At 70.3% G+C, this 15,751-nt stretch carries 15 protein-coding genes and 2 pseudogenes; 8 read left to right on the forward strand and 9 right to left on the reverse strand.

Going from position 1 to position 15,751, the window contains the following annotated elements:
• Window positions 1-31: 31 nt before the first annotated feature.
• Genes cysC through AC1DYN_RS18805 form a run of 5 tightly spaced genes read right to left on the reverse strand, consistent with a single transcriptional unit; the run spans window position 32 to window position 5,578 of the window.
• Window positions 32-631 (reverse strand): adenylyl-sulfate kinase, encoded by a 600-nt coding sequence (cysC, locus tag AC1DYN_RS18785; RefSeq protein ID WP_477962289.1) that lies wholly within the window; start codon window positions 629-631, stop codon window positions 32-34.
• Window positions 628-2,604, reverse strand: coding sequence for a hybrid sensor histidine kinase/response regulator (locus tag AC1DYN_RS18790; protein ID WP_477962291.1), 1,977 nt, complete (start codon window positions 2,602-2,604; stop codon window positions 628-630). Before AC1DYN_RS18790 ends, cysC begins: the two co-directional genes overlap by 4 nt.
• Window positions 2,601-3,059 (reverse strand): response regulator, encoded by a 459-nt coding sequence (locus tag AC1DYN_RS18795; protein ID WP_477962294.1) that lies wholly within the window; start codon window positions 3,057-3,059, stop codon window positions 2,601-2,603. Before AC1DYN_RS18795 ends, AC1DYN_RS18790 begins: the two co-directional genes overlap by 4 nt.
• Window positions 3,025-4,506, reverse strand: coding sequence for a sensor histidine kinase (locus tag AC1DYN_RS18800; protein ID WP_477962296.1), 1,482 nt, complete (start codon window positions 4,504-4,506; stop codon window positions 3,025-3,027). Before AC1DYN_RS18800 ends, AC1DYN_RS18795 begins: the two co-directional genes overlap by 35 nt.
• A 16-nt stretch (window positions 4,507-4,522) precedes the next feature.
• Window positions 4,523-5,578 (reverse strand): ABC transporter substrate-binding protein, encoded by a 1,056-nt coding sequence (locus tag AC1DYN_RS18805; protein ID WP_477962298.1) that lies wholly within the window; start codon window positions 5,576-5,578, stop codon window positions 4,523-4,525.
• A gap of 164 nt (window positions 5,579-5,742) precedes the next feature.
• Between AC1DYN_RS18805 and AC1DYN_RS18810 the strand changes: the two genes are divergently transcribed.
• The 6 genes from AC1DYN_RS18810 to AC1DYN_RS18835 all read left to right on the forward strand — a co-directional run bounded on the left by AC1DYN_RS18810 (window position 5,743) and on the right by AC1DYN_RS18835 (window position 12,103).
• The gene (locus AC1DYN_RS18810; RefSeq protein WP_477962300.1) at window positions 5,743-6,582 is read left to right on the forward strand and encodes a sulfotransferase; all 840 of its coding nucleotides are present in this window, start codon (window positions 5,743-5,745) and stop codon (window positions 6,580-6,582) included.
• A gap of 11 nt (window positions 6,583-6,593) precedes the next feature.
• The gene (locus AC1DYN_RS18815) at window positions 6,594-7,259 is read left to right on the forward strand and encodes a formylglycine-generating enzyme family protein (protein ID WP_477962302.1); all 666 of its coding nucleotides are present in this window, start codon (window positions 6,594-6,596) and stop codon (window positions 7,257-7,259) included.
• Complete coding sequence (locus AC1DYN_RS18820; RefSeq protein WP_477962304.1) at window positions 7,256-7,933, forward strand: HAD family hydrolase; 678 nt, start codon at window positions 7,256-7,258, stop codon at window positions 7,931-7,933. The genes AC1DYN_RS18815 and AC1DYN_RS18820 overlap by 4 nt, the downstream gene beginning before the upstream one ends.
• Complete coding sequence (locus AC1DYN_RS18825; protein WP_477962306.1) at window positions 7,930-9,489, forward strand: cation:proton antiporter; 1,560 nt, start codon at window positions 7,930-7,932, stop codon at window positions 9,487-9,489. The genes AC1DYN_RS18820 and AC1DYN_RS18825 overlap by 4 nt, the downstream gene beginning before the upstream one ends.
• A gap of 186 nt (window positions 9,490-9,675) precedes the next feature.
• A complete protein-coding gene (locus AC1DYN_RS18830; protein WP_477962308.1) occupies window positions 9,676-11,460 on the forward strand; it encodes a pectate lyase in 1,785 nt (594 codons plus the stop codon).
• Between the two features lie 91 nt (window positions 11,461-11,551).
• Window positions 11,552-12,103, forward strand: coding sequence for a hypothetical protein (locus AC1DYN_RS18835; protein ID WP_477962310.1), 552 nt, complete (start codon window positions 11,552-11,554; stop codon window positions 12,101-12,103).
• A 3-nt stretch (window positions 12,104-12,106) separates the two neighbouring features.
• On the opposite strand, the pseudogene AC1DYN_RS18840 reads toward AC1DYN_RS18835, so the two are convergent.
• The 3 genes and pseudogenes from AC1DYN_RS18840 to AC1DYN_RS18850 all read right to left on the reverse strand — a co-directional run.
• Window positions 12,107-12,493, reverse strand: a pseudogene (locus tag AC1DYN_RS18840) (YybH family protein); the annotation flags it as partial.
• A 27-nt stretch (window positions 12,494-12,520) separates the two neighbouring features.
• A pseudogene (locus AC1DYN_RS18845) lies at window positions 12,521-12,892 on the reverse strand (nuclear transport factor 2 family protein); the annotation flags it as partial.
• Between the two features lie 143 nt (window positions 12,893-13,035).
• Window positions 13,036-13,800 (reverse strand): ABC transporter ATP-binding protein, encoded by a 765-nt coding sequence (locus tag AC1DYN_RS18850; protein ID WP_477962312.1) that lies wholly within the window; start codon window positions 13,798-13,800, stop codon window positions 13,036-13,038.
• Between the two features lie 55 nt (window positions 13,801-13,855).
• Here AC1DYN_RS18850 and AC1DYN_RS18855 point away from each other — a divergent pair, with 55 nt between their 5' ends.
• Both AC1DYN_RS18855 and AC1DYN_RS18860 read left to right on the forward strand, forming a co-directional pair.
• Entirely contained in the window at window positions 13,856-14,503 is a 648-nt protein-coding gene (locus tag AC1DYN_RS18855) for a sigma-70 family RNA polymerase sigma factor (RefSeq protein ID WP_477962314.1), read from the forward strand.
• On the forward strand, window positions 14,500-15,162 hold the full coding sequence (locus tag AC1DYN_RS18860) for a ChrR family anti-sigma-E factor (protein WP_477962316.1): 663 nt from the start codon (window positions 14,500-14,502) through the stop codon (window positions 15,160-15,162). The genes AC1DYN_RS18855 and AC1DYN_RS18860 overlap by 4 nt, the downstream gene beginning before the upstream one ends.
• Here AC1DYN_RS18860 and AC1DYN_RS18865 read toward each other — a convergent pair.
• The gene (locus tag AC1DYN_RS18865; protein WP_477962318.1) at window positions 15,131-15,547 is read right to left on the reverse strand and encodes a DUF2177 family protein; all 417 of its coding nucleotides are present in this window, start codon (window positions 15,545-15,547) and stop codon (window positions 15,131-15,133) included. The two genes, AC1DYN_RS18860 and AC1DYN_RS18865, sit on opposite strands and share 32 nt — an antisense overlap.
• Between the last annotated feature and the right edge of the window lie 204 nt (window positions 15,548-15,751).

A 15,751-nucleotide genomic window follows, 5' to 3' on the forward strand; every position in this document is an offset into this window, starting at 1 on the left:
CCGCAGATCGTAGTGGCGCGCCCGCCGCTTGTCAGGTCGGCCAGCCGTCACCGTCCGTTCGGCACAGGCCCACCGCGGCCAGGCGCAGCACCAGCGCATCGGCGGCCGCATGCGGCGTCGAATGTGCAGAGTCGATGCAGATCTCGGCGTCCAGCGGCGGCTCGTACGGCGAATCGATGCCGGTGAAGCCGGGGATCTCGCCGCGCCGCGCGCGCCGGTACAGGCCCTTCGGATCGCGCGCCTCGCACACCGACAGCGGCGCATCGACGAAGACCTCGAAGAACTCACCCGGCGCGAAGCGGGCCCGCGCCGCCTCGCGCGCGGCGCGAAACGGCGAGATCAGCGCGGTGATCACCACCAGCCCCGCGTCCACCATCAGCCGCGCGACCTCGGCGACGCGCCGCATGTTCTCGATGCGATCGGCGTCCGAGAAGCCGAGCCCGGCGCACAACCCGGTGCGCAGCTCGTCGCCGTCGAGCACGTAGGTGCGGATGCCTTGCGCATGCAGGCGCTGCTCGAGCAGCCGCGCGAGCGTCGACTTGCCGGCGCCGGACAGCCCGGTCAGGTAGACGATGCCGGGCCGGTGCGCATTGAGCGCCTCGCGCTGCGGCCGGGTGACGCGCCCCGTCATGCCGCGGCGTCGGCCGGTGCCGACAGGATGCGGCCCACCAGGCCGCCCAGTTCCTCGAAGGTGTTCTGCTTCTCCAGCAGCCCGCGCACGCCGGCTTCGCGCGCCCGCGCGCGCAGCTCGTCGGTGATGTAGCCCGAGCTGATGACGATCGGCAGCCCGGGCCGGATGCCCGCCAGCGCCTCGGCGACGTCGAGCCCGGAACACTCGGGCATGTTGAAGTCGGTGACGACGAGGTCGAAGGCGCGTGGATCGCGCCGCACCGACTCGATCGCCACCGGCGCATCCTGCAGGCTGGTCACGCGGTAGCCCCAGCGCTGCAGCAGGCTCTCGACCATCACCACCATCGTCGCGTCGTCGTCGATGTACAGCACGTGCTCGCCGTGGCCGCGCACCGGCGCGCTGGCCTCGGGCAGCGTGCCGGGGATGGTCTCCTCTTCGTCGACCGCCGGCAGGAACAGGTGGAAGGTGCTGCCGCGCCCGGGCTCGCTCTCGACGTGGATCGCGCCATGGTGCGCCGCCAGGATGCCGTGCACCACCGACAGCCCGAGCCCGGTGCCCTGGCCCACCGGCTTGGTCGTGAAGAAGGGCTCGAAGATGCGCTCGCGCGTGGCCGCGTCCATGCCGACGCCGGTGTCGCTGACCCACAGGTGCGCATAGCGTCCGGCCGGCAGCCCGGCGTGCGCCGGCGTCCCGTCGTCGGCCAGCCGCACCGTCTCGAGGCCGACGCAGATGTGCCCGGCGCCGTCCTTCAGCGCATGCCAGGCGTTGGTGCACAGGTTCATCAGCACCTGCTGGATCTGCGTCGCGTCGGCATGCACGTTCAAGGGCTCGCCGGCCACCACGATCTCCAGCTCGGCCTGGGCCGGCAGGGTGGCGCGCAGCAGCCGGTGCGTCTCTTCGATGATCGGCCGCAGCGACTGCGTCAGCAGCTCCTGCGGCTCGCGGCGGCTGAAGGTCAGGATCTGCCGCACCAGCGTGCGTGCGCGCGAGCTGGCCTTGTGGATCTCCTCCAGGTTCGCCAGCACGGCGTGGCCGCCGTCCAGCTGCGCCACCTGCTCGCGCGCCAGCGCCACGTTGCCGAGGATGCCGCCCAGGATGTTGTTGAAGTCGTGCGCGATGCCGCCGGCCAGCGTGCCCACCGATTCCATCTTCTGCACGTGCCTCAGCTGCGCCTCGAAGCGGTGCATGTCGGCCTCGGCCTCCTTGCGTTCGCTGATGTCGGTCATGGCGATGCGCACCAGCGGCGCGGCGTTGCCGGCGCTCACGCGCATGCAGTCGAGGTGGGCGTGAAAGCTGGTGCCGTCCACCCGCTGCAGCTGCAGCTCCAGGCCGTGCTTGTCGCCGCTGCCCAGCACCTGCGCGAAATGCTGCTGCCAGCGCGCGGCATCGTCGGCCCCCGCGAAGCGCGACAGCGGCGCGGCCAGCAGCCGCTCGCGCGTGTCGCCCAGCATGTCGGCGCCGGTCAGGTTGAGCTGCGCGATCACGCCGTCGGCCGACACCGTGAGGTAGCCCACCGGCGCGAAGTCGTACAGGTCGACGTAGCGGTCGCGCGTGAGCTCCAGCTCTTCCTGGGCCTGGCGGTGCTGGGCGCGGATCACCGCCTGGCCCAGTTCGCGTTCCAGTGCCGGCGCGAGGCGCGCCAGGTTCTGCTTCATCACGTAGTCGCTCGCGCCGGCCTTCATCGCCTCGACGGCGGTCTCCTCGCCGATGGTGCCGGAGACGAAGATGAACGGGATGTCCAGCCCGGACGCGCGGAAGATGCGCAGCGCCTCGACGCCGCTGAAGCTGGGCAGGCGGAAATCCGACAGCACCGCGTCCCACGGTTCGGTGCCGATGACGGACTTCAGCGACTGCGCGTCCTGCACGCGCCGGTAGCTCGGGTCGAATCCGCCCTGGCGCAGCATCCGGATCGCCAGCCTGGCGTCGTCCTCCGAATCCTCGACCAGCAGCACCTTGACCGGCTTTCGCGTCACGGGGCGGCCCCCAGCTGCGGCGGCACCTCGTTCATCATCAGCCAGTAGATGCCCAACACCTTCACCGCCTCGAGGAACTCGGCGAAATCCACCGGCTTGCGCACGTAGCTGTTGGCGCCCAGCGCGTAGCCCGAGATCAGGTCCTGCTCCTCCTTGGACGAGGTCAGGATCACCACCGGCAGGTACTGCGTGCGCGGGTCGGCGCGCATCGCCTTCAGCACGCCCAGGCCGTCGAGCTTGGGCAGCTTCAGGTCGAGGATGACCAGCGTCGGCAGCGCGGCGCCGGCGCGCTCGGCGTGCGCGCCGCGCGCGAACAGGAAGTCGAGCGCCTCGATGCCGTCGCGCGCCACCGCCATCGGGTTCATCAGGTGGCTGCGCTTGAAGGCGCGCAGCGTCAGCGCCACGTCGTCCGGGTTGTCTTCAACCAGCAGGATGACCTTGTTGGAGTCGTTCATGCGAGGGGTCCTTGAGACTGAAATAGAACGTGGCGCCCTGGCCCGGCTGGGCCTGCACCCAGATGCGCCCGTCGTGGCGGCGGAAGATGCGTTGCACGATGGCCAGGCCGATGCCGGTGCCGGAGAACTCGCTTTCGTGGTGCAGGCGCTGGAAGGCGCCGAACAGGCGGTCGGCGAAGCTCATGTCGAAGCCGACGCCGTTGTCGGCGACGAAGCAGCGGCGCTCGCCTTCGCTGTCCTCGATGCCGACGCGGATCACCGGCTGCTCGGTCTTGCCGGTGAACTTCCACGCGTTCTCCAGCAGGTTCTGCATCGCGATGTGCATCAGCGACTTGTCGGCCTGCACCGTCATGTTGTCGTCGATCTGCCACTGCACCGAGCGCTCGGGGTACTGGCGGTCCAGCGAATCGGCGATCTCGCGCGAGATCGCGCTCAGGTTGACGGTGCGGATCGCGAGCTCGGTGCGCGTGACGCGCGACAGCCCGAGCAGCTCGTCGATCAGCCGGCCCATGCGCTGGCTGGCGGCGCGGATGCGGTTCAGCGAATCGCGCGCCTCGTCGTCGAGCTTGTCGCCGTAGTCCTCGAGCAGCGCGAGCGAGAAGCCGTCCATGCTGCGCAGCGGCGCGCGCAGGTCGTGCGAGACCGAGTAGCTGAAGGCCTCGATCTCCTTGTTCAGCGCCGCCAGCTCCTCGTTCTTGCGCTGCACCTCGGCGAAGGATTCGCGCAGCGCCTGCGTCATCGCGTTGAAGTTGCGCGACATGTCGCCGATCTCGTCGTGGCTGTCGACGGCGAGCTGGAAGTTCCAGTTGCCGGACGCGATCTCGCGCGTGGCCTGCTCGAGCCGGCCGATCGGCGCCAGCACGTGGCGGCCGAGCAGCCATGCGATGGCGGCCGTGGTGGCGGCGATCAGCGCCAGCCCGGCCAGGATCGCGATCTCGACGCGGTGCTGCGCCGCATTGATGCGCTGCGTCGAGTCGTCGGCCAGGCGCAGCGCGGCCGTCAGGCTTTCCTGCTGCAGCACCAGCAGCCGGCTCGACAGCTGCGCTTCGAACTGGCGCGTCGCCTCGGGGCCGGCGGCCGGGTCGGGGCTGGCGTTCGAACTGGTCAGGAAGTCCGCGAAGATGCGGTGCGTGGCCTCGATGTTCTCGCGCAGGTCGGCCAGCACCGCCTTGGCTTCGGTGTTCGAGAAGCTGCTCGCGGCCAGCAGCTTGTCGAGCCGGGTCGAGGCCTCCTGCTCCTGCAGCCGCGCGCGGTCGGAGCGGTGCAGGATGTACTCGAAGGTGACCAGCCGCAGGTCGTTCAGCGCGCGTGCGATCTCGGAGGTCTGGCGGCGCTGGCGGTTGGCGTCCTCGACCTCGGTATTGGCCCACCAGATCACGGCCGCGATCAGGCCGATGGTGGCGAGCGCGGTGGCGGTGCCGACGCGGCCCTTGGTGCTGATTTTCATGGGGGGTGCTCCATGGTCAATGGACCACCGTCACGCGCGCCGGCTCGATCGCGAGCAGCGCCTCGAGGTACAGGTGCGGCAGGAAGTTGGGCAGTGCCGCCTTGGGTGCGTAGCCGCGCGCCATCGCCCAGCGGGCCTCGTCTTCGAGCGTGATCAGCTGCGACTGCAGCAGGTCGACGCGGAAATCGAGCTCGGCCCAGCTCGCGCGCAGCACCTTGGGGTCGATCTTCAGGCGCTCGGCGACCAGCGCCATCGCCTGCTGCGGCTGGTCGCGTGCGAAAGCCTCGGCGCGCACCAGCGCGCGCACCAGCTTCTCGGCGACCGCCCGATGCTCCTTCAGCCACGCGGTGCGGGCCGCGACGACGTGCGTCACCGCATAGGCGTTCGGCTCGACGAAGGATGCGGCGTTCTCGCTCAGCGCCGATTCGGTGGCGGAACGCACCGGCTGCCAGGTCGACACCGCATCGACGCTGCCCTGTGCGAGCTGCTGCGTCATCTGGCCCGGCGGCACGTCGACCAGCGTGATGGACGAGGGCTGGATGCGCTGGCGGATCAGGAAGGCCCACAGGAAGTACTCGCCGCTGGTGCCGGCGGTGGCGCCGATCTTCTTGCCGATCAGGTCGCGCGGGGTTTCGATGCCGCGGTCGCGGCGCGCGACGATCGCCATCTCGGACGACACGCTGGCCACCGTGGCGGCGATGGAGAACTGGCTGCCCTTCAGCACCGAAATGACGAAAGGCACCTCGGCGGCGGCGGCCATGTCGATGCGGTCTTGTTCGAGCAGGTCGATCGCGGCCTTGCCGTGGCTGACCGGCGTGAGCGTCGCGTCCAGCCCCTCGGCGGCGAAGAAGCCCTGGGCGGCGGCCAGGTGCAGCAACGCGGCGTGTGGCGTCGACGAGACGGCGATGCTGAGCTTGTCGAGCGTCTGCGGCGCGGCCGGGCTACGGGTTTGTGTGTAGATGAAACCCAGGCCGGCCAGCACCGCGATGACGGCCAGCGGCCCGGCGGCCCACGCCAAGCTCCGCGTCAGGCGAGCACGCACGCTGGATCCGGCCTGTGACAGAGGGCTCACGATTTTGTTCTCCCTCGTACGACGCTGACCGGGTGGCCGGTGCAGCGCACGTCCGTACGCCTCATTCACTGTGCCTAAGGGTACGGGGGCTGCCGCCCGGTGGCAAGCCCCCGGCGCTGCGGGCTTCCCCCTGGGAATGCCCTACTGCGGTATCTTCTCGCGCCATGAGCAGTTCGAGCGACCCGGAAGTACGCGCCCCTTTCCTGGTGATGGCCCACCATCGGTCGGGCTCCAACTTCCTCCATGACCTGTTGCAGGCCCACCCGGCCATCGAATGCATCAACGAGCCGCTGTCGATGCACACCCGTTTTTTCCGGCAATGCGACCTGGTGCAATGGACCGACGTCGACTACGACCCCGAGCTGTTCCACCGCTCGCTGGCGCAGCACCCGGGGCTGCGCGCCTACCTGGGGGAGCTGCGCGACTACCTGATGGGGTCGACCACGGCCCGCGTGGTCGGCTTCAAGGAGACGGCGCTGTTCGGCAAGCTCGAATGGCTGAAGGAGTTCATGCCGGCGCTGAAGGTGCTGTTCCTGACGCGCGACCCGCGCGCCATCGTCTCGTCGGTGCTGCGCAGCGACCTGTCCGAGTTCTGGCTGTATCAAGACCTGGTGCCGCAGGCCTTCCGCGAGTCCTGGCCGCACTACGAGAGCCGCGCCGGCGAGGCCGAGCCGGCCGTGCGCGCGGCCGAGATCGCGGCGATGAGCGTGGCCACGCGGCAGGCGCTGGCACGCCGCAGCCTGCACCTGTTCGAGCACCGGCTGGTGCCGCTGGAAGGCCTGGTGCGCGAACCGCAGCCGGCGCTGCGCGCGATGACGGATTTCCTCGGGGTCGAGCCGCACCCCGAGCAGGCGGCTTTCCTGCAGCAGCGGCAGGCGGCCAGCCGGGGCGGCATGTTCTCGTCGTTCCGCGCGCCGGCCGACGTGCAGGAGGCCTGGCGGCGCCACCTGAGCAGCCGCCAGATCGAGGTGATCGACGGCGTGCTGGAGGCCGCGAGCGAATGACGGACGCCCGGGTGGAACGCTATCTCGACGAGGCGGTGCGCTTCGTGCCCGACCGCACGCGGCTGGCCGGTGCGGCGCCATTGCGCGTGGCCCGCAGCCTGCTGACCTGCGGCCTCGCGGCGGAGGTGCTGAACGCGATGCGGGTGCCGGAAGAGGACGAGACCAGCTACCGCCACATCAACGTGCACAACCCGCGCTGCCCGCTGGTCTTCGACCGGCCGGCGCAGCGCTGGGCCTGCGTGGCGGGGCTGGACGAGCACCCGCTGTGGAGCGTGTCCTGGGCCGGTGCGGCGCTGATCTGCGGCCACCTGGGGGCGCGGCTGCCGAGCGTGGCCGAATGGGAGTGCTTCGCGTCGAACAACGAGCCGGCGCGGCGCTACCCGTGGGGGGACGTCGAGCCCGACCCGTCGCGCGCCAACTACGACGAGCACCATGGCGGCACCACGCCTGTGGGCCGGTTCGCGCCGAGCGAGATCGGCCTGCTCGACCTGGCGGGCAACCTCAGCGAGTGGTGCACCGACCGCGGTGCGTCGCCGTTCGAGCGCGTCGTGAAGGGCGGCGCGTGGAGCAAGCCGGCGCGCTTCCTGGCGATCGCCGCCAGCCGCGGCAAGTGGGAGCGGCTGGGCACGACGACGATCGGCCTGCGCCCGGTGTGGGACGACGGGAGGGCGGCATGAAGCTGGTGATCTTCGACCTGGACGACACGCTGGTGAACTTTGCCGCGACGCGCGAGGTGGCGTATGGCGAGATGGCGCGGCTGCTGGACGGCGAGGGCGTCGATTCGAAGGCCTTCATCCAGGCCTGCGTGCAGGTGGACCGGCCGCTGTTCCTGCAGTTCGAGCGCGGCGTGCTAACGCGCCAGCAGTACCGCGAGCGCCGCTTTGCCGACCCGTTCGGCCTGATCGGCGTGGCGCCGGCGGGCGACATCGTGCCGCGGCTGAACAAGCTGTTCATGGATTGCGTCAACGACAGCCCGCTGCTGTACGACGACGTGCGCCCGGTGCTGGCGGCGCTGCGCGGGGAGGGGGTGCAGACGGCGATCCTGACCAACGGGCCGTCGGATGGACAGCGCCGCAAGCTGAAGGCGACCGGGCTGGACGCGGCGGTCGACCACGTCGCGATCGGCGAGGAGGCCGGCGTCAGCAAGCCGATGGCGCGCGCCTTCCACAACGTGGTGGAGCGCTTCGCGATGAAGGCGCACGAGGTGCTGATGGTCGGCGATTCGCCGGAGCTCGACTACGACGGCGCGGTCAGCGCGGGCTTGCAGGCGCTGCTGCTGGACCGCGATGCGCGGCATGCCGACGGCAGCCGGCCGACGATCCGGTCCTTACGCGAGATCCGGCCCGCATGACGACCTTCGAATGGATCATCCTGCTGTTCGCCGGCGCCGCGCTGCTGGCCGCGCTGGCCCGCCGCGTCGGTGCACCGTACCCCACCTTCCTCGCGATCGGCGGCGCGCTGCTGGCCCTGGTGCCCGACGGCCCGCGCTGGACGCTCGATCCGCACCTCGCGCTGACGCTGTTCGTCGCGCCGGTGCTGGTCGATGCCGCCTACGACACCTCGGTGCGCGACCTGCGCGCCAACTGGAAGCCGATCGCCGGGCTGGTGATCGCGGCCGTCGGCACCACGGTGCTCCTCGTCGCGCTGGCCGCACGCTGGCTGGTGCCCGGCATGCCGTGGCCGATCGCGATCGCGCTCGGCGCCATCGTCGCGCCGCCCGATGCCGCGGCCGCCACCGCGGTGATGCGACAGCTGCAGCTGCCGCACAAGCTGCTCACCATCATCGAAGGCGAGAGCCTGCTCAACGACGCGAGCGCGCTGCTCATCTACCGCCTCGCGATCATGGCGATGCTGGCCGGGCACCTGGGCGTGGCCGCATTCACGCCGGTGCTGCTGCTCACCGTCTTCGGCAGCCTGGTCGTCGGCGTGCTGCTGGCCCGCGTGCTGCAACCGCTGTTGCAGCGCAATGGCGACGTCCCCACCGCGCTGATCCTGCAGTTCACCACCACCTTCGGCGTCTGGATGGGGGCCGAGGCGATCGGCCTGTCCGGCATCCTGACGCTGGTCACCTACGCGATGACGATGGCCCGCCGCGGCGGCGCCGGCATGCCGGCGCGCATGCGCATCCCGGTCTTCGCGGTCTGGGAGGCGGTGGTGTTCGTGCTGAATGCGTTCGCCTTCGTGCTGATCGGCCTGCAGCTGCGCCCGATCTGGGAGCGGCTCGAGGCCGGCGGGCGGGGCGGCGAATCGCTGGCGGTGGCGCTGGCCGTGCTGGCGGTGACCATCGTGGCGCGCTTCGCCTGGGTGATGGCCTACAAGTTCGTGCCGCTGCCCGGGCGGGTGCGCACGCTGCCGGTCCGCCAGGTGCTGGGCGGCGCCGTGGTGCTGTCGTGGGCCGGCATGCGCGGCATCGTCACGCTGGCCGCGGCCTTCGCGATCCCCGAGACGCTGCCCGGCGGCGCGCCGTTCCCCTACCGCGACCTGGTGCTGCTGTGTGCCTTCACCGTCGTGCTGGGCACGCTGGTGCTGCAGGGCCTGACGCTGAAGCCGCTGATCCGCTTCATCCACCTGCGCGACGACGACCCGGTGGGCCGCGAGGTGCGGCTCGCGCGCACCCATGCCTACCGCGCGCTGCTCGACGCGATCGACGGTGACGAGTCGCAGCACGCCCAGCTGCTGCGCCAGGAATACGCGTCGGCGCTGGCGCTGAACCAGGACCGCCAGCGCGACGAGCAGGCGATCGACGAAGGCTCCGGCGGCCCGCTGCGCCGCCGCGCGATCGCCGCCGCGCGCACGCGCACGCAAGAGCTGCTGCGCGCCGGCGTCATCGGCGACGCCGCCTTCCGCGTCGTCGTGCAGGAGCTCGACTGGGCCGAGCTGAGTGCCGGCGCCGGCCGCTCGCACTGACACCTGAACGGGACTCAGGCTTCTTAAGTTGTCGTACATCTTGATGAACATTGCCTTGCAAGCAGCGGTCTGAAACCGTTTTCTGACAGGGCAACTCCGGGGTTTTCTCACGAATTGAAGTCATACGATGACTGATGACTTGGTGGAATCCGCCACCGGGTCGACTTCAGTGAGGAGACAAGCAAGATGCAACGACGCACATTCATGGGCGCGGCGCTGGCGCCGATCGCGCTGGCCGCCTGCGGCGGTTCGGACGACGACGGCACGCCGCCGCCCACCACGCCGCAATCCACGGCCGCCGCGGCGATGAAGCGCGCGGTGACCTACATGGACGAAGAGGTGTCGTACCGCGGCGGCTATGTCTGGTCGTATTCGCCGGACCTGACGCAGACCTTCGGCGAGATGGAGGCCAAGCGCACGATGTGCTGGATCCAGCCGCCGGGCACGCCGTCGGTGGGCAACATCTACCTCGACGCGTACCACGCCACCGGCGACGAGCGCTTCTACCAGGCAGCCGAGCGCACCGCGCTGGCGGTGGTGGCGGCCCAGCACGCGTCGGGCGGCTGGAACTACATCCACGACTTCGCCGGCGAGGAATCGCTGAAGCACTGGTACGAGACCATCGGCCACAACGGCTGGCGGCTGGAGGAGTTCCAGAACTACTACGGCAACGCCACCTTCGACGACGCCGGCACCGCGGTGGCCTCGCAGCTGATGTTGCGCATGCGGCTCGAGAAGAAGGACGCGCGCTTCGAGGCGCCGCTGAACAAGGCGATCGACTACATCCGCCAGGCGCAATTCGGCCCCGAGCTGGGCGTGGCCAACGGTGGCTGGCCGCAGCGCTTTCCGCACTACGCCGGCTCGAAGAGCGCGATGCCGGCACCCAACCCGGAGCAGATCCCGGCCGGTGCGCACGCCGGCATGGAGGATGGCGACTACACGCTGCACGTCACCTTCAACGACGACGTGATGGGCGAGAACATCAAGTTCCTGACGCTGTGCGTGATGGCGCTGGGCCGCACCGACCTGGTCGACAACATCACGCGCGCGATGGCCTGCATGCGCGGGCTGCAGCTGCCGGCGCCACAGGCCGGCTGGAGCCTGCAGCACCTGTCTCGCGACACCGCCGGCCGCACCGCCGGCGCCGCGGCGGGGGCGCGCACCTACGAGCCGCGCTCGCTGGCCACGCACACCACGCAGACCAACATCCAGCAGCTGTTCCACTACTTCACGCTCACCGGGGATCGCAGCTTCCTGGCGCGCATCCCCGAGGCGATCGCGTGGCTGAAGACGGTGCCGCTGCCGGCCGACGCGATCCAGCGCAACCCGCTGCTCAGCGGCCGCACGCACCCGACCTTCATCGAGCTCGACACCAACGAGCCGCTGTACGTGCACCGCTACGGCTCGAACATCCACAACGGCGCCTACTACGCCGACAAGGACCTGGCGAACACGCTGAGCCACTACTCGGCGGGCCGCTCGATCGACCTGGCCGGCCTGCAGAAGCGCCACGACGAGCTGAGCGCGATGAGCGATGCGGCGGTGGCCGAGATGGTGGCGCGTTCGCCGCTGAAGGCGACGCAGCCGACTGCGCTGCCGAAGTACTTCGGCATCCGCGAGGTCGACTTCCCCGACCTGTTCGCCGGCGCGGTGATGGCGACGCCGACGGTGCCGCAGGCCGAGGTGGACACGCTGGTCACCGACCTGGGCGACAAGAACTACTGGACGGCGCCGGTGCCCGAGGTCGTCAACCCGTACCGCGGCGACGGGCCCGGCACGCCGTACACCGGCACGGCCTACCGCAGCAAGCACGTGGGAGACATCTACGACACCTCGCCGTACCCGGCCGACAACCCGCCGGACATCGCGCCCTACGTGAAGCGCGACAAGCCGCAGTTCATCGTGACGGCGGATTTCATCCGGCGCATGGGGCGATTGATCGCGTTCGTCGCGCCGGTGAAGGCGGCCTGACGGGGCGCAGCGTCGAAGACGATGGCGTGGAGTCGTTCAAGCGGGGCTCCGGCCGCAGGCAGAATCGCGCGGCCATCCACACCATCTCTTCATGACTACCAATCCTTACGCCCCTCCCACCGCCGTCGTCGACGACGTCCCGACGCCGCTGGCCGCATCGGCCGAACCGCCGTTCTTCGCGGTGTCACTGCCCAAGCTCGTGGTGCTGTCGCTCTGCACGCTGGGCCTGTACGAACTGTTCTGGTTTTACCGCAACTGGCAGCGCATCAACGTGCGCGAGCAGTACAAGCTCAATCCGGTGCTGCGCACGTTCTTCTCGGTCATCTTCTGCTATGCGTGCTTCTCGCGCATCCGCGAGCACGGCAGCCGCCTGGGCGTTCAGCCGCCGCTGGCCGCCGGGGCGTTGGCCGCCGGCTGGATCGTCACGACGATCCTGTGGAAGCTGCCCGATCCGTTCTGGCTGATCAGCCTGCTCGCCGTGTCCTTCATGCTGCCGGTGCAGGCCTATGCCAACCGCGTCAACGCGGCCGCGGTACCCGACCACGACCCGAACAGGCGCTTCACGGGCTGGAACTGGTTCGCCGTCGTCGTGGGCGGCGGCCTGCTCGTGCTGGCGATCCTCGGCTCGTTCGTGCCGGAGTGAGCGTCAGCCCGCGGCGGCACCCGCCGGCGCCAGCAGGTTGGCGTCCCGCGCCAGCCGCCAGCGGCCGTTCTCCTTGTGGAACACCGTCAGCGCCTGGCCGGTGCGCGTGCTCGCCGGCGAGCCGTCGTGCGGCGTGATCGTCACCTTCAGGCGGTTGCGCGCGATGGCCCAGTCGCCGCTGACGATCAGCTCCTCGATCTCGCTCGTGCCGTCGACCGACGGGCCGCCGGCGCCCGCCTGGGTCCGGGCCTGCTTCTCGAACAAGGCCTTGTCCATCGGCGGCTTGCCCGGCTGCAGGAACAGCGCGTCGTCCGCCACCAGCGCCAGCACGCGCGTCGCATCGCCTTGCTGCGTGGCTTCCATCCACTGGCGCACGAGTTCGTGGATCTGGCGCTTGTCGTCCGCGGTGCCGACCTCGTCGACGAAGGTGCCGGGCTTGGCCTCGTGCGGCAGCGACCACCCGAAGTAGACCTCCACCTCGATCAGCTGCTCGCCGCGCACCGACAGCCGCTCGGCATTGCGGAAGCGCTTGCCGTCGAGCGTGGTGGYCTCGTAGACGACGAAGACGCGGTCGTCGCCATCCGGCGCGATGCTGACGAAGTCGAAGCTCTTCGTGCGCTGGCTGTTCGGCCAGCAGCGCTCCAGGTAGGCGGCGCGGTCGAGCGCATTGTCGAGCGGGCTGGTGAAGCGGAAGTCGGGTGCGACCAGCGCCTCGATGGCCGCGCGGTCCTTGGTGACGTAGGCCTGGTAGCAGGCGCGTGCAATGGTCTCGGCGTGGCTGGCGTTCATCGGCGTACTCCTGTCATCGGTCCTCGGGCTCGTCACCCCGATCCAGTCTGAACCGCCGCGCGAGCGGCCCGGCGGGCGGCAAGTTTTGCCGGTGACGCGGCCGGGGCCAAGGTTTGCGCGACCCGATCCGTTTGGCCACCCGGCTACCTGAGCGAGCCCGACAGGAACTGGCGCAGGCGCTCGCTGCGCGGGCGCGCCAGCACCTCGCGCGGGTCGCCCTGTTCCTCGACCAGGCCCTTGTGCAGGAACAGCACCTGGTTCGACACCTCGGCCGCGAACCCCATCTCGTGCGTGACGACCACCATCGTGCGGCCCTCGGCGGCCAGGTCGCGCATCACCTTCAGCACCTCGCCGACCAGCTCGGGGTCGAGCGCCGAGGTCGGCTCGTCGAACAGCATCACCTCGGGCTCCATCGCCAGCGCCCGCGCGATCGCCACGCGCTGCTGCTCGCCGCCGGACAGCTGCGACGGATAGAGTCCGCGCCGGTGCGCGACGCCCACGCGCGCCAGCAGCGCCTCGGCGCGCTCGACGGCCTGCGCCTTCGGCACGCCCAGCACGTGCACCGGCGCCTCGATCACGTTCTCGAGAGTCGTCATGTGCGCCCATAGGTTGAAGTGCTGGAACACCATCGCCAGCTTGCTGCGCAGCCGCTGCAGCTGCCGGGCATCGGCGGCCTGCAGGCTGCCGTCGCGCGCCGGTTTCAGCGCGATCGCCTCGCCGCCCACCGCGATGCGGCCGGCGTTCGGCTGCTCGAGCAGGTTGATGCAGCGCAGCAGCGTGCTCTTGCCGGAGCCGGACGAACCGATGATGCTGATGACGTCGCCGCGGCGGGCCTGCAGCGACACGCCGTTCAGCACCTCGACCTCCCCGAACCGCTTGTGCAGCCCGTCCACGCGCAATGCTTCCATCCCGAAAGGGTAGCGCAGCTATGATCCAGGCCGCCGCGCGCTGCGTAGAAGCAGCATGAACGTCGCCCGCCCACTGCCCGCCCAGGTCGCGTCGCGCCCGCGCTACCTGTCGGTCGCGGCGCCCTTGAACGCCCGAAGCCCGATGCCCAGCAGCGATGAACTGTCCCAGCTGATCCTTGCAGTTGCACAGCAAGGCGACCGGCAGGCGTTCGCGGCGCTGTTCAAGTACTTCGCGCCGCGCGTCAAGTCCTACCTGCTGCGCACCGGCAGCCACGAGCACCTGGCCGAAGAGGTGGCGCAGGAGACCCTGGTGTCGGTGTGGCGCAAGGCCGGCTCCTTCGACCCGGCGCACGGCCACGCCTCGACCTGGGTCTTCACGATCGCGCGCAACCTGCGCGTCGACCACGTGCGCCGGCGCGGGCTGCACATCGCGTCGGGCCTGGACCTGGGCGACGAGGCGATGGACGACTGCGCGCCGTCGTCCGAAGACGCGCTGCGCTCGGCCCGGCGCGAGCGCGGCGTGCGCGAGGCCCTGGCGCGCATGACGAGCCAGCAGGCGCAGCTGGTGCGGCTGTCGTTCTTCGAGGAGCATCCCCATGCGCAGATCGCGCAGGAGATGGGGATGCCGCTCGGCACCGTCAAGTCGCGCATCCGCGCCGCGATCGGCCGACTGCGGGAGATGCTGGATGGGATCGAATCATGATTGAGCAACATCCGCACGACGACCTGCTGCTGTCGTATGCCGCCGGCACGCTGGCCAGCGGCCCGTCGGTGGTGCTGGCCGCGCACCTGGAAGTCTGCGAGCACTGCCTGGAGCGGCTGCGGCTGGCCAAGACGCTGGGCGGCGCGCTGCTCGACGAGATCGCGCCGGTGCCGCTGGACGTGGATGCGCTGGCGCGCACGCTGGCGGCGATCGATGCGCCCGAGGGGGGCGTGCTGCCGCCCGCGCCCCCGCGCCCGCCGCTGCACCGCCCGCCACTGCCCGAGGGGGCTGCGTGGCCGCAGTCGCTGCAGCACTGCAGCGCGACGCCGTGGCGCTTCATCGCCCCGGGCATGCGCTGGAGCCGTGTCAGCGTGCCGTGGGATCCTGCGGCCAATGTCTTCCTGCTGCGCATCGGCGCGGGCAAGTCGCTGCCGAAGCACAGCCACGACGGGCGCGAGCTGACGCAGGTGCTGCACGGCGCGTTCGAGGACAGCCGGGGGATTTACCGCCCGGGCGACTTCGACGAGGCCGATCCCCATGTGCACCACGAGCCGGTGGTGCGGCCGGGCGGGGCGTGCATCTGCCTGACCTCGGTCGAAGGGCGCATGCGCTTCGACGGGGTGGTGGCTAGGTGGTTCGCGTCGTTAGTCGGCATGTGAGGCCGGCGGCCACCGCGGTGGCGAAGGTGCCCCAGCACAGGTCGAGCAGCGTGACGCGCCACGGCCAGCCCACCAGCGTGGCCTGGTTGGTGAGGTCGTAGGTGGCGTAGGCGACGAGGCCGAGCACGGCGCCGCGCCACAGGGCGGCCTGCCAGCGCGATTGCTGCAGGCCGGGCAGCACGGCCAGGACCACGATGCCGGCGACGTAGAGCTCATAGAAGAGCACGGCCGGCAGCCAGGCGATGTCGTCGCGCATCAACGCACCGAGGGCGGGCTTGTACAGCAGCTGCGAGGTCGACAGCAGCCAGCACGAATCCAGCGCCAGGAAGGCGAGCGCCGCGAGGCCGTAGGCCTGGGCAAGGCGAAGGGGTTTGACTTCGGTCACGGGTGGATCCTCCGCAGCTTCTACGTTGACGCACTCTGGCTGGATCGAGAAGAATGGCCCGCTTTGCGAAAGGCCACAATGCCATCCCTCCAGGCTGATGCAACGCGATGAGTTCGACACCCGCCCAGCGGATTGACGACGTGCTGCGCCGCTGCCCGGTGCCGTTGCTGAAGCAATCCGGCTACAAGACAATGGTCAGGCGAT

Source organism: Rhizobacter sp. P2_D12 (genome assembly GCF_056404395.1).

Coding starts and splice junctions, on each gene's coding strand:
- cysC (WP_477962289.1), bottom strand. CDS start 631: ATGACGGGGCGCGTCACCCGGCCGCAGCGCGAGGCGCTCAATGCGCAC.
- AC1DYN_RS18795 (WP_477962294.1), bottom strand. CDS start 3,059: ATGAACGACTCCAACAAGGTCATCCTGCTGGTTGAAGACAACCCGGAC.
- AC1DYN_RS18800 (WP_477962296.1), bottom strand. CDS start 4,506: ATGAAAATCAGCACCAAGGGCCGCGTCGGCACCGCCACCGCGCTCGCC.
- AC1DYN_RS18810 (WP_477962300.1), top strand. CDS start 5,743: ATGAGCAGTTCGAGCGACCCGGAAGTACGCGCCCCTTTCCTGGTGATG.
- AC1DYN_RS18820 (WP_477962304.1), top strand. CDS start 7,256: ATGAAGCTGGTGATCTTCGACCTGGACGACACGCTGGTGAACTTTGCC.
- AC1DYN_RS18825 (WP_477962306.1), top strand. CDS start 7,930: ATGACGACCTTCGAATGGATCATCCTGCTGTTCGCCGGCGCCGCGCTG.
- AC1DYN_RS18830 (WP_477962308.1), top strand. CDS start 9,676: ATGCAACGACGCACATTCATGGGCGCGGCGCTGGCGCCGATCGCGCTG.
- AC1DYN_RS18835 (WP_477962310.1), top strand. CDS start 11,552: ATGACTACCAATCCTTACGCCCCTCCCACCGCCGTCGTCGACGACGTC.
- AC1DYN_RS18850 (WP_477962312.1), bottom strand. CDS start 13,800: ATGGAAGCATTGCGCGTGGACGGGCTGCACAAGCGGTTCGGGGAGGTC.
- AC1DYN_RS18855 (WP_477962314.1), top strand. CDS start 13,856: ATGAACGTCGCCCGCCCACTGCCCGCCCAGGTCGCGTCGCGCCCGCGC.
- AC1DYN_RS18860 (WP_477962316.1), top strand. CDS start 14,500: ATGATTGAGCAACATCCGCACGACGACCTGCTGCTGTCGTATGCCGCC.